Genomic DNA, 14,634 nt, shown 5'->3' on the forward strand with positions numbered 1-14,634 from the left:
TTCTGCTTTCACCAGTCTCCTATTCGCCCGCGCAATTCCTGGAGATGCACCACGGCCTTTTGCGCGATCAAGCTGCGGGCTGTCTTTACCTGGTCCCAGACGTTCCAGAGGAGTATGCCGTGGATCTGGTCGTCCCGCAGATAATACACTACGGCCTTGTCTCTGCCCGGCGAAATATCCGTATAGCAGTCCATGTCACTGCGGCATTCCCCGACGGCCTCGAAGCCGAATTCATAGATATCGCTGTAGAACATGGATTGATGCTGAAAATGCACCTCTTTTCCGGCCATGCCAGAACCTGCGGCACGCCCGGTGGCTTCGGCATTATCCCAATGCTCCAGACGCAGAGGTGTGCCCCATACCGGATCGGGATAGGTGGCGAGGTCACCGGAAACCCATATCCGAGGGTCGCTGCTGCGCATCCCGTCGTCCACGCGGGCCCCGCCGGGCGCCATCACCAGACCGGCGGCCTCCGCCAGGGCGGTCAGGGATAGCATACCGATGCCATAGGCGATCCAGTCGCAGGGAATTTCCGCGCCGTCCGCGAAGCGGGCTATGAGCTTGTCGGATTCGCTACGCAAGTCCTTGAAATGATGCTCTACATGGAGATGGACGCCAGCCTCGCGATAGCGGGTGCTGACCTGCTCCACCAAAGGGGGTGGCAGGACGTGCGCCAACGGGCCTTTCCCGGACACGCAGTACTGTACCGCAAGTCCGGGCTGCGAAGAGAGCGCCACGGCCAGCTCCGCGCCGAGAAAACCACCGCCAATCACCAACACGGTTCCGCCCTCGTTCGCCCGAGCGCGCAAGCGCCGGTAATCCGCCAGTGAGCGTAAGGAAAACACCCTGTTTTCCAGGCCTGGCGGGGTGGGCAGCGGGCGGGGCTGCCCACCGGTGGCGAGCAGCAGTTTCTCATAGAAGAAGGTTTTCCCCGCCTTGGTTCCCACTACGCATCTCTCCGCATCGAGATCAATGACCGGATCTCCCAAAGCCAATGTGACACCCATGGTTTCCCAATCAGCCGGGCGCTTCAGGGGAATATCTTCCTCTTTGTCTTTACCTAGCCACAAACCCTTGGAGAGAGGGGGGCGCTGATAGGGCGGGTCGCTTTCTGCGCCCAGCATCAGCAGACTGCCCTGGGGGTCTTGCTTGCGGATGGCACTCGCCGCACTGGCGGCTGCGGCCCCCGCACCGACTATCAGGTAGTTATAACGTTTCATGCGACTCCCCTTGAGGTGGCTCAGAAGGATGCGTTACATGATTATAGCCGGTATGCTAAAAAGTTTTCTGTTTAGGGTCATCATCCATTAGGCGCAAAAGCATCGAAGTGAATATGGTCATGCCGCACGTCATGGGAGAGCAGCAGGTCGATGGCGGCTTCTATCATGCCGGGGCTACCGCACAGATACACTTCATGACCCTTCCAGTGGCCGCTGGCGGCAACCGTGGGCAGGAGGCGGTGGGCGCCGGTCCAAGAGGCATCCTGCATGTCGGAAAGCGTCAATGTGATGGTGATGTGCGGATACTGTTGTGACCATCTGGCCAGTTCTTCCAGATGATAAAAGTCGGCCTGTTTCCTGGCGCCGTAAAAAAGATGGATAGGCCGGGTCCGTCCCAAGGCGATACTTTCCTGAATCATCGCCTCGATGGGGGCCAGACCGGTTCCGGCGGCAATACAGAGCATATCACGGTCATTGTCCGGGCTTAGTGCGAATTCGCCCTGTGCAGCGCCCAGGATTAATGCATCGCCCCTTTGTGCGGTGTGAAAAAGCCACTGGCTGAATACGCCGCCGGGTAATTCACGGATATGAAAAACCAGTTCTCCGGTGGCACCCGGCGGCGTCGCCATGGAATAGGAACGCCACTGGTTCGGACGCCCCGGTATCGCGATGCGAGCGTATTGCCCGGTCCGGTAGGGATAAGGCCGTTCCGGCCGCAGCCGTAACTCCAGCACATTCCAGGCCAGTGGTGTGAGTTGGGTAATCTCGGTCGTCCAGGTGTCTTTCGGAACCACCTCGGCGCGCAAACGCAAGTCACTACGTGGATACAGTTTACAAAGAATGGCCATGCCGGCAGCACGTTCCGTGGGTAAGAGCAGCAGTGGCATAAAAGGCCCCTGTTCGCTGGCACCGGACATAATGGTGCCCTTGCAATCCCCGCAGGAACCACTGGCACAGCCATGTTTGATGGAAATTCCGTGTTGTTTCGCCGCTTCGACAATATTTTGGCGCTCATCCGCCATAAAACGAATGCCGGATGGCTCCAGACAGATTTCATATTCCATAATGGGCATACCCCAAAATAATGGCGTACCTGAACAACCGGTACGCCAATGGCAAGGTGCCAATCAGACGGCGGGAGGTACGTCGTCAATGGTCACCGGGACGAAGCGAGAAGGGGCCATGGCCTCGTAGGCTGCCTCGATGCAAACGGTGGAGGCCAGGTTATAAGCCTCGATCCAGGATTCCGCCATTTCCTGCGTCCAGGCCGCACCCAGGAAATGCTTCAGGGTGTTGAGCAGGCTTTTTCCGACGATGGGGTAATGTTCCGGACGGGTATCGTATTTGATGTGCCCGATACCGAGTTCTTTCAAATAAGGAACCAGCACTTCCATGGTGTCTATATTGGTGGCGATAAGAATGACGGAATTGAAGAGGCGCACCCGCTGCTCAGACATGTCCCCTGGAAACATTTTCCGCACTTCAGGGAAATGGGTGAACATATAGTTATAAAAATGCTCAGCAACCTGAACGCCTAAGTCCTTAACAGCGGCGCCGCTGGATTGGATGAGTTGGATATTGATAGCCATCTGTTGTTGCTCCTTCCGGTTGAACCATGGGTTTTAACTTCAGTAAAACGCCCTACGTTTTGCAGTTTATCGGGTTGCCGGTGGGCATTCCTTGATTTCGGTCAAGTTTGGCTGGGTCATGCCGCTCTACGCGTTATCGCGGATAATGGCGGCGGCTCGTTGCCGGGCATGTCGCAACTCTCCATGGTATATATGGGTTTGGTATCCTCGTATCGGTGTGGTAGTGAGAGCTTTGAGCACAGAATGCTTTTGTGAGCGCGTCCAGTGAATCTCTGCAACCATGGAGAGTCCGGGCCGCAGGGGATGCTGGGCGAGTTCTGCGGCGGGTAATGCGATACGTACCGGCACCCGTTCGACGATATGGATGTAATTTCCGGTGGCATTCTCCGGCGGCAGGATGCTGAAGGCACTGCCGGCACCCGGCAACAGTCCCAGAACTTTGCCATGATAATGAACATCGCCGCCATAGTAATAACTGGTCAACTGAACGTTTTGTCCGGGGCGGACATGCCGCATGGCGGTTTCTTTCACGTTGGCTACGACCCACAAATCATTGAGGGGCACCACGGAAAACAGGTGCTGATCGGGGTGCACCATCAGTCCGGGGTAGGCGGTGCGCTCCGCGACATAACCTGATACCGGTGCGCGGACAACTCGGCGTTGCCATTGAATATCGGCCTGTTCAAACTGTGCCGCGGCCTGGCGCACGAGGGGGTTCGTTTGCAGGGTGGTGCCCGCTATGATGGCTTGCGTGCCTTTTAGCGCCGCTTGGGCCGCCGCTACCTGTGCTGTCGCAGCAGCAATTTCGTTTTGTGTGTCTTCCAGGCGGATGGCGGAAACAGCGCCACTCGGCAGGGACTGCTTATAGCGGATAAAATCGGCGTTCAATTTGCGGAGTTCGGCGTTTTTGGCACTGACGGTCTGTTGCAGCGCGGTGACCTTGGCGAAATCCCTGCGTACCTGCCTGACCGTCGCCGCCAGATGTGCCGCGGCTTGCTGTAGTGCGATCCGCGAGCGATGGGCCTGAAGGGTAGCCATTACCTGTCCGGCGTGGACGAATTCGGTATTTTCTACGAGTACCCTGCTGATGGTGCCGGCCGTCTGGCTATCCACCGGCGTAATATTGCCGGAGACGTAGGCATCGTTGGTTTCTATCCAGTACTGCCCCCGCAAAAACCACCACGCGGCCCAGATCAATCCGGCAAGCACGAAAATAAGGGTAACGAGCACCAGCATCCGGGTGCGTTTTTCCGGCTGGATGGGAGCACTCGAATGTTCGGCCTTCTGCATGCTCATGCGGGATTCTTCCGCGGGGTATATCCGCCACCTAGCGCTGAATGCAGCAATACCCAGGATTGCGCATTTTGCATCTTTAAGGCCAGCAGTTGATTGTTTATTTCTGTTTCCTGAATCTGTGCGCTATAGACTTCCGCTTTGTCCGTAATTCCGGAATGAAAGGCAGATTCAGCCAGCGCCGTGGTATGCTCGGCGGCGAAAATCATCTGCCGTTGTGCGCGAAGTTTTTGGCGTATCTGTCGCCAGGTGGCCAGCCGACCGGCAATCTCGCGCACCGCGCCGAGGATGGTGGCGCGATAATGGTCTTCCGTGGCTAGATATAATGCATTTTTCTCTTTCAGTTGGGCGCGTAATCTCCCCCCTTCGAAAATCGGCAGAGATATGACCGGGCCAAGGGCATGTGCAAGATTGCCGGGGCTGAACAGATCTCCCAGATGAATACTATTCCATCCCGCAAACAGGGCGATATTCACGTCGGGATAAAAGGCCGCGCGTGCCGCGCCCACCTGTTGCGCCGCGACTTCTGTTTCCCAGCGCGCAGCGACTATATCCGGACGGTGAGCAATGAGGCGTAGGGGCAAATTCCGCGGCATGGTGATCGTGGATAGCGTGGGCAACGGCTCTACCGGAATATCCCGCCCCCAATCGGGTCCGTGTCCGACCAGTGCCGCCAATATGTAGCGCTGCTGAGCAATGGCTGCCTGCATGTCGGCTACCGACTGGCGTGCCCCTGCGCGCGCCTCTTCCTGAAGATAAACAGCGCGGGCATCGCTCAGGCCGTCGTGCCAGCGCTGTTGTTCCAGGCGGAGTAAGGAGGTGTGCAGAACTTCCGCGCGATCCAATTGCCGGAGGCGTTGTACATCACCTGCCAGCAAAAGGTAGTGCCACGCCAACTGGGTGGAAAGCAATATTTTTGCCTCGGCGTAATCCGCCTGGTGTACGCGTACTTCCCCCAGGGCGGCGCGTACGCGGTCGCTGTCCCGTCCCCACAAATCCAGGTGATAGCGCATTTCCAGAGGATTGAGAGCACCATAGGTGATGGTTTTGCCGTTCAACGGGGCGTGCAAGCCTTGCCGGGAAAAGTGCTCCTGAGTCACCGATGCACCCGCGGAAAAATGCGGGAGAAGGGCGGCATGCTGGTCTGCCGCAGCCGCTTTGGCTTGCAGAATGCGCGCACTGGCGACCTGCAGCGAAGGATTGTTGCGCAACGCTTCGCTAATCAACGTATTCAGCGCTGGTAGCTGTGCCGAAGTCCACCAGTTTGACACGGGCCAGGTACCCGTAAGCACACCATTATGGCCGTCAACGTATGCCAGGGTTCCGCTGAGTTGCGTATCCTGCGCCATTTTGCCGCCGGGGAGATGCGGCGGTAGGCGTGCGCAGGCGCCGAGCAACAACAACGGTAGGATAAGGGCGATGCGGCGTTTCATCAGGGTTCCACCAGTTCTTCCAGCGCCTGGCGCACCCGGACATCCGGTTCGGCGAAAACCACCCGTTTAGCCAACAATAACAGACTGGCCACGATCAGAAACCCCCATGCGGCGATGTAAAATATTTCATTGAAAGCGAGCATTGCAGCATGGTGGTTTATGTAGTCAGATGTCCTCGCACTTTTCACGGAGGCGTTGAACATGGATGTTATCGTGCCGCTATTTTCAGTGAGAAAATGCGCGTGAAGAATCGTCCTTCTGTCAAATAGAGTGGCTATTATCGGAATGCCCATGGCCTGTCCAGACACCCGCAGCAGATTTAAGAAGGCGGTGCCACGCATTTCGGCGGCTCCACGCAATCCGGAAAGCGCGATGGCGATCAATGGCGGGAATAGACCGCCCAGAAACATGCCCACAAGTATCTGCGGCCAGATCAGTTCATCAAATGAAGCCGTCCGATTGTAGGAGGAAACCCAGAAACTGCCTGCCGAAAATCCCAGCAGGGAAATCATCCCGAGTATGCGCGCATCAATGTGATTCAAAAAACGCTGGGTGAGCGTGGCACTAAGTTTTGAGAAAATAGCCATGGGCAATAATAAAAGGCCGACCATCCATGCGGAATAGCCCATGGTCAACTGAAACCCAACAATATAGAGAGCCATTGTGCCCTGAAAAAAGAGAGCAGTAAAAAATAGGCCGATTGCGCCGATCAGAAAATTACGGCGCCGCAGAAAGCGCAGTTCCAGCAAGGGGTGGATGCTGTGCCATTCCCAGAGCGCGAAGAAAACAAGCGCGGCAGCACCGATAATCGTCAGAAAAATGATGGTATTGGAACGCCACCAACTGATGATTTCTCCGGAATTGAGTGCAGACTCCAGCGCTGCCAAGGCAATCAGCAGGAAAATCAGCCCCGGCCAGTCTAATGGCGGATGGCGATGTTCCGCTTCACGCCCGACCAGAAGAATCGCGCTGATCAAGGCCACCGCGACGGCAATGGGCATGTTGAGGTAAAACAGCCAACGCCAACCCAGGGTGTCGGTGATCCAGCCCCCGATGGTCGGCCCCAAGGTGAACGGTGTAATGGCCGCAACACCCCAAAGAGTGAGGCCGATATTGCGCCGCTGCGGCGTGTAGTGACGCAGGATGACACCAAGTGAGATGGGAATGGTCAATCCGCCCGCATAACCCTGGACGATGCGCGCGGCCAAAAACCAGTGGTAATTGCTGGTCTGGGCGCATACGGCGGAAGCCAGGGCAAAGGCGAGGAAGGCGGCGACCAGGCTACGCATCTCCCCCCAGCGGTTCAGAAACCACGTCGCGGTGGGAAAAGCCAGTGCCATGGCCAGGAAAAAATTCGCCTGGGTCCAGTCTGCATAAGCGGGATTGACGCCCAGACTTCCGGCAACACGGGGGATCATGGGCAGATAGGCCCCGGTGTTGAAGAGTACGAGGAAGTGACCGAGCCCGATCACCAGGTTGAGGAGTACCACCATGGACGCGCTGAGCGTTGGTATCGGGGCGGCAACACGGAGGGAGGATGTCACGGGCGCGGCGTTTGCTATTTATCGGAAGACGCGGCGATAATGCGGCCCGTGTATATATAGGTCAAATTGGAAATTTATAACTAATATATAGGTGATGGCGATATATGGATACCGAGCTTTTGCTGACTTTTCTAACCGTGGCACGGTCCGGGGGCATCAGTGCGGCGGCCAGGATGCTGCACCGCAGTCAACCGGCGGTGACGGAGCGTTTGCAGAAACTCACCCAGCAAGTGGGAGAACCACTCACCATGCGCAGCGGCCGGGGTATTCGCCTCACGCCGGCCGGGGAGGCGCTGCTCTCCACCGCACAGCGGATGCGCGATGTGGTCGACGAATTTGACGACATCGTGTTGCGCCGGCAGCGCCTGCAAAACGGCGTGCTGCGCATCGCCGCGACCAATACGGTGGCCAATTATTTTCTGCCGCAACGTCTGGTGGCCTTTCGGCGCCAGTTCCCCGATGTGGAGCTCCAACTGCGTGGTGGCATCATCGACTGGTCGGACATCTCGTTGTCCGACTGGGATTTGTTCTTTCTGGAAGGCGGGCTGGACCTGGAAGGATTGCCTTCCTACTATACGGTAACGCCATGGTTACGCGATGAAATCATGACGATTTTCCCAGAGGGACACCCGCTGCTGGCGCAAGACGAGCTCACCCTGGAAAGCCTCATGTCCTACCCCATGATCTGGCGGGAACGCGCCTCGGGCATTCGCCGCTCCGTGGAGCAGGTGTTTCATAACGCGCACTTGACGCCCAAACCATCCATCGAAGTGACCGGTGTCGAGGCGGTGGGTGCCGCCGTGGATGCAGGACTGGGTATCGGATTTGTGACTGCCGCAGCCTTGCGCTTCCGAAAAGACTGGCGCGTCCATGTGCGCCGCTTACCGTCGCCTAACGGCATTCAATGGACCCTGTATATGGCCAGACCGCAGCCGATTTATCAGTCCCATACCATCCGGGCATTTCTGCAATTTCTGGATGCGGACGCGGTGCATGCTTCAGACACCGCAGCCGCATCGCCGCGTTAAGCGTCTTGCACTTCTGCCGACGCCATTACGGGGATCATGGACTCCGCCGCGTCGATCACCCCACGCTCGGCTTCCAATACATCCCCCTTGGCACGTTCCCGCTCCACCAGGCTGATGATCCGGGCCACCTGCGCGGGTTTTACCGCAAGGTACTCGGCTATCGCCTTGATGTCTTCCTTCAGTTGCGCCTGTATGGAGTTGATGCCCTCCCGGCGGTTGATGATGTCTTCTATGGCCTCGCGGGCCTTGTGATCCAGTTCCAAAGTAACTCCCTGATTTGCCATGTGTGGTCGGCTCTAAAGCCATTTTTGCCCGGCGCAGTTTATCACGGCCGCACGGTAAAAGGCTCCGTGGCGGGTTGGTCTTGTGCGGTGCTCTGGAAAGTGGCCGTATGCGTATGCTGAGTCCGCTGAAGAACCACAGACTCCATAGAGGACGTCGAACCGGGCTGATAATCTTTGTCCTGATGTCCCAGCCAGAGGCCAATCAGCGCGCCAAAGACCAGAATACTCGCCGTCTTGGGCCGGAACTGCGATGCGGAATGATGGGGTGCCATGTGATGCCTCCTTCGGTGGTAACTGTATAAAAGTACAGTACACGCTGAAGGGGCTCATGGCAAGTGCGATGGTGGTGGGTGTTACCGTTGGACAGCGGTTATCGGGGGAGTGGGAAAACCCTGTCCCAGCAATAAAGACTCCACCTCCGCAGCCCCCATCTCCCAGGGATGCCGTTTGCGGTGAAACAGCACGAACCGTTTGACCCAATAGGCATAAGCCTGCTCGGTACGCAGGCTGTAATGACGCAGTCGCAGCGCTTCCCGTATTTACTCCAGCAGCCGTGGTTGGCGAGTAGGGGTATTTGTGGTGCCCGTTGTAGCCATGTATGTTCCCTCATGTTAGTCTGCACTTATCAATGTTACACAGCACTATGGTGCAGCCCAATTTACGTTAGGCTCTTCAGGAGAAGATACTTTGATTACCTGCTATCTTCGCTATACTGTTGACCCCTTTAAACTCAAAGAATTTGAGGTTTACGGAAAAATGTGGATTCTACTTGTGGAGAAATTTGGCGGCAAACATCATGGTTACTTTATGCCTCACGAAGGCACAAACAATGTCGCGATTGCCTTGTTTTCGTTCCCTTCGCTTGCGGCCTACGAGATATACCGCACTAAAGCTGCCAGTGACCCAGAATGCCAAGCGGCTATGGGTTACTACGAAGAAACAAAGTGTTTTTTTAGTTATGAGCGTTCTTTTATGCGCCCAGTATTCGAATAGACATGTTTAGCCTAACATTACGCTCAAGTTGGCCTGAGCAGCTCACTTCGGTTGCTCCTTGTGTGTCACTGCTATCGGAGCGATGACAACGTCATTCGCATCATTTCCGCTCGCAAAGCCACGGCCAAGGAATCCAAGTTCTATCCGTAGAGGTGTCATATGCGCAATGAGTACGACTTCTCCGCTGCCAAGAAGAACCCTTACGCAGCACAGCTCAAGAAGCAAATCACGATTCGGCTCGACGAAGAGTCCATCATGTACTTCAAGGCAATCTCTGAAGACGTTGGAATTCCGTACCAGAGCCTCATCAACCTGTATTTGCGAGACTGCGCAGCTTCTCATCGAAAGCTCAATCTCAACTGGAAGTGAGTACCTCTGTTTTCCCGAGGGCTAACCCTTCCATCGAAGGGGCGTCCACAAGCGGGCTTCGCCCACTTGCGGCCGCCCCTCATGTCAAACGTGTGCGCCGGGCATGGCGCGTTACTTTATAGGTGAAAGTCCTATGGCTAGGTCTGCAGAGCCGAAGGCAAGGAGAAGGGCAAGGGCGTCGTCGCGAGGCGGGGTCTGAAGGAAGCGCAATCCGAAACGGCGGGGCGATGAACAAACAAAAACCGGATAGGAGGCGTGATGCATTCGGGACGAGCGAGCACGTGACCGCAAAGTCCACCATCTGCGATTGGGTGCATTTTGTAAATCCGGGATCCAGCAAGCCATTGCGCAAGTGCTGTCCGTGCAATGGGAATCCCACTTCCACCCGCACAGCTACGGCTTCCGCCCCAACCGCTCGGCGCACCAGGCGATCCGCCAAAAGATCTGGTGCGGGAACTGACCCGTCGTACAAGAGGCAAACACATGGGCGTCATCATCACCAAGCTGGGAGGTGTGGCCGCAAAAATACGCTACAATATTGGGACGTCATGGACGCCGATGAGGGGGAGTCGGGGATGCGCGATCTGGAAGATCTCATGTGGATGCAGGCCGTGGACATGCTGGAGCGTGCGGAACGCCTGCAGCGGCGTTTCTTTCAGCCGGCCCCGTCGGGTGGCCAGCCGGCTTGGCAGCCACCCGTGGATGTCTTTGAGACCACTGGGGGACTGCGGATTGTCGTGGCTTTGCCCGGCGTGAGCCCGGAGGCCGTACGGGTGGTCTTCAGCGGCAACGTCCTTGTGGTCAGCGGACAGCGTCGTCTCTCCCTGGAGGTGCAAAGCGGGCGTATCCATCGTCTGGAGATTCCCTACGGCGTTTTCGACCGGCGCCTGCAGATTCCCGATGGCTTGACCTTGCAGGGCTGGGAAATGCGCGATGGCTGTCTCCATTTGTCCTTTCGCCAGCAGAGGGGTATGAAATGAACGATACGCACACGGAGGCGAGCGAAAGCAGCAAGCTGGTATTACCGGAAGATGTTCTGCCGGTGCTGCCCATGCGCAATATTGTCCTCTTCCCAGGGGTGGTTCTGCCCCTCGGTATTGGTCGTGCGCAGTCGGTGGCGGCGGCCCAGGAGGCCATCCGCCAGGAGCGCCCCATTGCCTTGCTCTTGCAAAAGGATCCGGAAAATGATGCACCGGGTCCCGATGATCTTTACCCGGTGGGTACGGTGGCCACTGTCCTGCGCTATGTGACCACTGGGGATGGCGGCCACCACCTCATTGCCCAGGGGGAAGGACGTTTCCGGGTGCGCGAATTTTTGCCGGATTATCCCTTTCTGGCGGCCCGTATCGAACGTCTGGAGGAAAGCACTGCCACCGGTTCGGAGCTGGACGCCCGCGTCCTGCACCTGCGTCAGCAGGCCGCCGAAGCGCTGTCCCTCCTGCCGCAGGTACCCCAGGAACTGGCCCAGGCCATTGCCCATGTGGAGCAGCCCGGGGCACTGGCGGATCTGATTGCCAACTTTCTGGATCTCAAGGCCGATGAGCGCCAGCAAATCCTGGAAAACATCGACGTGCGCAGCCGCCTGGAGCAGGTCTCGCAGTTTTTGAGCTATCGCATCGAGGTCATGAAGCTCTCCCAGAAGATCGGCGAGCAGACCAAGGAGGTCATGGATCGCCGCCAACGTGAATACCTCCTGCGTGAGCAGCTCAAGGCCATCCAGCAGGAATTGGGGGAGGGGGAGGAGGGCAACGGCGAGCTGGAGGCCCTGGGCCATGCCATTGACGAGGCGCACCTGCCCGCCGAGGTGGAGGCGGTGGCCCGCAAGGAACTGCGTCGCCTGCAACGGATGCCTGAAGGGGCTGGCGAGTATGGCATGGTGCGTAGTTATATCGACGCCATCCTGGCCCTCCCTTGGGCCAAGGAAACCCCGGAGCGTGTCGACATCGGTGAAGCACGAAGCATTCTCGACGAGGATCACTACGACCTCGACAAGATCAAGCGGCGCATCCTGGAGCATCTGGCAGTACATCGCCTGAATCCCAACGGCAAAAGCCCCATTCTTTGCTTTGTCGGGCCACCGGGGGTGGGCAAAACCTCTCTGGGCCAGAGCATCGCCCGCGCCATGGGGCGCAAGTTTGTGCGCGTGAGCCTGGGCGGCGTCCATGACGAGGCGGAGATCCGCGGCCATCGACGCACCTATATCGGCGCCTTGCCCGGCAATATCCTCCAGGCTCTGGGCAAGGTGGAGGTGCGCAATCCGGTGATGCTCCTGGACGAGATCGACAAGCTCGGCGCCGGCGGTTTCCACGGCGATCCCGCCGCCGCCCTGCTGGAGGTGCTGGATCCGGAGCAGAATCGCACTTTTCGCGACACCTATCTGGCCATGCCCTTTGACCTCAGCCACGTCTTTTTCATCGCCACCGCCAATGTCCTGGATACCATCCCCGGCCCTCTGCGGGACCGTATGGAGATCATCCCGCTCTCGGGCTATACGGAGGAGGACAAGATGCATATCGCCAGTCGCTACCTCGTGCCCCGGCAGCGGGAGGCGGCGGGCCTGACGGCGGAGCAACTGGTCCTGGAAGAGGATACGCTGCTGGCCCTTATCCGCGGCTATACCCGCGAGGCCGGTTGCCGCAGTCTGGAGCGCGAACTGGGGGCCATCTGCCGCTGGGTGGCGGTGCGCATTGCCGAGGGCGGCAGCAGCGGGATGCAGATTCATCCCGACGATCTGGCGACGATCCTCGGTCCCCAACGCTTTGAAAACGAAGTCGCCTCGCGGGTGGCCCTGCCCGGCGTGGCCACCGGGCTGGCCTGGACGCCGGTGGGCGGGGATATCCTCTTCATCGAGGCCAGCAAGAGCCCCGGCAATGGTCGCCTCATCCTGACCGGGCAACTCGGTGATGTCATGAAGGAGAGCGCCCAGGCGGCGATGAGCCTGGTCAAGGCGCGGGCGGCGGACTGGCAGATCGCCCAGGAGAGCATCGACAAGAGCGATATTCATATCCACATCCCCGCGGGTGCCATCCCCAAGGACGGACCCAGCGCGGGGGTGACCCTTGCCGTGGCGTTGATCTCCTTGCTCACCGGCCGCAAGGTGCGGCCGGATGTGGCCATGACCGGCGAGATCAGTCTGCGCGGCCTGGTACTGCCCGTCGGGGGGATCAAGGAGAAGGTCCTGGCGGCCCTGCGTGCCGGTATCCACACGGTCCTATTGCCGGCGCGCAACCGCCGGGATTACGAAGACATCCCCGAGAACGCCCGTCAACAACTTACCTTCATCTGGATAGAACGGGTGGAAGATGCAGTGGCGCAGGCGCTGGAAATGGGTCAGGAAGGGTAAGATATCTGAGTCGTGTTACAGGTCTTGCCATCCGGATGCGGATGGCCCTGAAAGTCCGTCGGGCACAAATAAAGCACCTGGATGTTAAGCCAGGTGCTTGTTTTTAATGGTGCCGGCAAGAGGAGTCGAACCTCCGACCTACCGATTACGAATCGGTTGCTCTACCAACTGAGCTACGCCGGCGTGGGCGCGATTGTACCTGTCACCGGGCATGGCGACAAGAATCCACCGCGCTTGGTGATCAGGCGGTCTTTTCCGCCTCTTCGGGTAACTCTTCCCGACGGTGGATGAAGAAGCCCTTGAGGTAGTTGCTTTCCGGCACCGCCGGGTGAACGGGGTGATCCATATCCTGACTGCCTTCGCCGATGATCTGGTAGTCCCCACGCTGGGCGGCAAAAGCGATCTGGCTGAGCAGCGTTTCCCGGCTCAGGTGATGCGAGCAGGATGCCGAGAACAGGATGCCGCCGGGGGTCAGCAGGCGCATGGCCATGTCGTTGAAACGGCGATAGGCGATGCTGCCTTCCTTGAAATCCTTCTTCGATTTGATCAGGGCCGGGGGATCCAGGACGATGAGATCGAACTGCTCACCACGGTCGCGCAAATTATGCAGCGTCTCCATGGCATCGCCGTGAATGCTGCGCAAGCCCTCAACCTCGTTGCGTCGGGCGTTTTCTTCGAGGATCGCCAGGGCCGGTGCCGAACTGTCTACAGCGGTGACGGCACTTGCCCCGGCCTTGGCCAAGGGGATGGCAAAGCCGCCGAGATAGGCAAAGCAGTCCAGCACCCGGCGCCCCTGGGCAAAGTCCCGCAAGCGGCGTCGATTGGCGCGATGGTCATAAAACCAGCCGGTTTTTTGCCCGCCGCGCGGGTCAACCTGGAACAGGCAGTCGTTTTCCCAAACCTCCAGCCGCTCCGGGATATGCCCGAAAAGGACTTCGATGCGGTCTTCCAACCCTTCCAGTCGCCGCGCCGCGCCGCTGGCCTTCAGCAAAATGCCCGCCGGGCGCAGCAGACCCTGCAACGCCGCCGTGATCAAGGGCAAATCGCGATCCATGCCGAGACTACCCGCCTGCAGCACCAGATGGTCCTCATAGCGGTCGATAATCAGGCCCGGCAAACCATCGCCTTCACCATGCACCAGGCGGTAAAAAGGCGCAGTGAACAGACGCTCCCGCATCAGCAAAGCCTGCTGCAAGCGGGTGCGATAAAAGTCCTCGTCGATGCTGACATGCGGGTCACGGCTCAACAGGCGCGCACAGAGCAGGGTATGAGGATTGACGTGGGCGAGCCCCAGGGCCTTGCCCTGGGCGTCTTCCATCCGGCAGACGCTGCCTGGAGTGACGGCGGTGAGGGGAGTTTTCTGGACGTCGATTTCGTTGCTGTAGACCCATAGATGACCGGCGCGGAGGCGGCGATCCTCCTTGGCACGCAGGCGAAGAATGGGGTATGGGCTGGCAGAAGACATGAGTGGACCTGATGGTGAAAGCGGGAGTGCCCCGGAAGCATGGGGTCGGACGTTCCGGCGCATTTTACAGGCT

15 protein-coding genes, 1 tRNA gene and 1 pseudogene are annotated in these 14,634 nt (G+C 58.4%); 6 read left to right on the forward strand and 11 right to left on the reverse strand.

Annotated elements, in window-relative coordinates; genetic code table 11:
• Positions 1 to 8: 8 nt before the first annotated feature.
• The 6 genes from AFERRID_RS10470 to AFERRID_RS10495 form a co-directional block, all read right to left on the reverse strand.
• Entirely contained in the window at positions 9 to 1,220 is a 1,212-nt protein-coding gene (locus AFERRID_RS10470) for an NAD(P)/FAD-dependent oxidoreductase (RefSeq protein ID WP_126605165.1), read from the reverse strand.
• An 80-nt stretch (positions 1,221 to 1,300) separates the two neighbouring features.
• Entirely contained in the window at positions 1,301 to 2,284 is a 984-nt protein-coding gene (locus tag AFERRID_RS10475) for a 2Fe-2S iron-sulfur cluster-binding protein (RefSeq protein ID WP_113526797.1), read from the reverse strand.
• Between the two features lie 63 nt (positions 2,285 to 2,347).
• Positions 2,348 to 2,809 carry a globin domain-containing protein gene (locus AFERRID_RS10480; protein ID WP_009564313.1) on the reverse strand — a complete coding sequence of 154 codons (462 nt, stop codon included), beginning with the start codon at positions 2,807 to 2,809 and terminating at the stop codon, positions 2,348 to 2,350.
• 126 nt (positions 2,810 to 2,935) lie between these two features.
• Complete coding sequence (locus AFERRID_RS10485; protein ID WP_126605166.1) at positions 2,936 to 4,105, reverse strand: efflux RND transporter periplasmic adaptor subunit; 1,170 nt, start codon at positions 4,103 to 4,105, stop codon at positions 2,936 to 2,938.
• Positions 4,102 to 5,535, reverse strand: coding sequence for an efflux transporter outer membrane subunit (locus tag AFERRID_RS10490; protein WP_126605167.1), 1,434 nt, complete (start codon positions 5,533 to 5,535; stop codon positions 4,102 to 4,104). Before AFERRID_RS10490 ends, AFERRID_RS10485 begins: the two co-directional genes overlap by 4 nt.
• On the reverse strand, positions 5,535 to 7,079 hold the full coding sequence (locus tag AFERRID_RS10495) for a DHA2 family efflux MFS transporter permease subunit (RefSeq protein WP_225981970.1): 1,545 nt from the start codon (positions 7,077 to 7,079) through the stop codon (positions 5,535 to 5,537). Before AFERRID_RS10495 ends, AFERRID_RS10490 begins: the two co-directional genes overlap by 1 nt.
• A 104-nt stretch (positions 7,080 to 7,183) precedes the next feature.
• Between AFERRID_RS10495 and AFERRID_RS10500 the strand changes: the two genes are divergently transcribed.
• Positions 7,184 to 8,107, forward strand: a complete 924-nt coding sequence (locus AFERRID_RS10500) for a LysR family transcriptional regulator (RefSeq protein ID WP_126605168.1) — start codon at positions 7,184 to 7,186, stop codon at positions 8,105 to 8,107.
• On the opposite strand, the gene AFERRID_RS10505 is transcribed toward AFERRID_RS10500, so the two are convergent.
• The 3 genes from AFERRID_RS10505 to AFERRID_RS15680 form a co-directional block, all read right to left on the reverse strand.
• Complete coding sequence (locus tag AFERRID_RS10505; RefSeq protein ID WP_113526753.1) at positions 8,104 to 8,370, reverse strand: hypothetical protein; 267 nt, start codon at positions 8,368 to 8,370, stop codon at positions 8,104 to 8,106. The two genes, AFERRID_RS10500 and AFERRID_RS10505, sit on opposite strands and share 4 nt — an antisense overlap.
• Before the next feature lie 62 nt (positions 8,371 to 8,432).
• On the reverse strand, positions 8,433 to 8,663 hold the full coding sequence (locus tag AFERRID_RS10510) for a hypothetical protein (protein ID WP_126605169.1): 231 nt from the start codon (positions 8,661 to 8,663) through the stop codon (positions 8,433 to 8,435).
• An 81-nt stretch (positions 8,664 to 8,744) separates the two neighbouring features.
• The gene (locus tag AFERRID_RS15680; protein WP_331251192.1) at positions 8,745 to 8,930 is read right to left on the reverse strand and encodes a phage integrase N-terminal SAM-like domain-containing protein; all 186 of its coding nucleotides are present in this window, start codon (positions 8,928 to 8,930) and stop codon (positions 8,745 to 8,747) included.
• 148 nt (positions 8,931 to 9,078) lie between these two features.
• On the opposite strand from AFERRID_RS15680, the gene AFERRID_RS10520 reads away from it, so the two are divergent.
• The 5 genes and pseudogenes from AFERRID_RS10520 (at position 9,079) to lon (ending at position 13,096) form a co-directional block, all read left to right on the forward strand.
• Positions 9,079 to 9,384 (forward strand): NIPSNAP family protein, encoded by a 306-nt coding sequence (locus AFERRID_RS10520; RefSeq protein WP_113526751.1) that lies wholly within the window; start codon positions 9,079 to 9,081, stop codon positions 9,382 to 9,384.
• 30 nt (positions 9,385 to 9,414) lie between these two features.
• Positions 9,415 to 9,534, forward strand: a pseudogene (locus AFERRID_RS16230) (BrnT family toxin); the annotation flags it as partial.
• 9 nt (positions 9,535 to 9,543) lie between these two features.
• Positions 9,544 to 9,753 (forward strand): BrnA antitoxin family protein, encoded by a 210-nt coding sequence (locus tag AFERRID_RS10530; RefSeq protein ID WP_113526749.1) that lies wholly within the window; start codon positions 9,544 to 9,546, stop codon positions 9,751 to 9,753.
• A 548-nt stretch (positions 9,754 to 10,301) separates the two neighbouring features.
• Positions 10,302 to 10,733 carry an Hsp20/alpha crystallin family protein gene (locus AFERRID_RS10545; RefSeq protein WP_226829124.1) on the forward strand — a complete coding sequence of 144 codons (432 nt, stop codon included), beginning with the start codon at positions 10,302 to 10,304 and terminating at the stop codon, positions 10,731 to 10,733.
• Positions 10,730 to 13,096: an endopeptidase La gene (gene lon, locus AFERRID_RS10550; protein WP_126605170.1), complete on the forward strand. Its 2,367-nt coding sequence runs from the start codon at positions 10,730 to 10,732 to the stop codon at positions 13,094 to 13,096. The genes AFERRID_RS10545 and lon overlap by 4 nt, the downstream gene beginning before the upstream one ends.
• A 107-nt stretch (positions 13,097 to 13,203) precedes the next feature.
• Here the strand turns inward: lon and AFERRID_RS10555 are convergent.
• Together AFERRID_RS10555 and AFERRID_RS10560 are read right to left on the reverse strand one after the other, a co-directional pair.
• Positions 13,204 to 13,279, reverse strand: a tRNA-Thr gene (locus AFERRID_RS10555).
• A gap of 58 nt (positions 13,280 to 13,337) precedes the next feature.
• Positions 13,338 to 14,561 carry a class I SAM-dependent rRNA methyltransferase gene (locus tag AFERRID_RS10560; protein WP_113526730.1) on the reverse strand — a complete coding sequence of 408 codons (1,224 nt, stop codon included), beginning with the start codon at positions 14,559 to 14,561 and terminating at the stop codon, positions 13,338 to 13,340.
• Positions 14,562 to 14,634: the final 73 nt, after the last annotated feature.

Source organism: Acidithiobacillus ferridurans, from assembly GCF_003966655.1.
GTDB classification, from domain to species: domain Bacteria; phylum Pseudomonadota; class Gammaproteobacteria; order Acidithiobacillales; family Acidithiobacillaceae; genus Acidithiobacillus; species Acidithiobacillus ferridurans.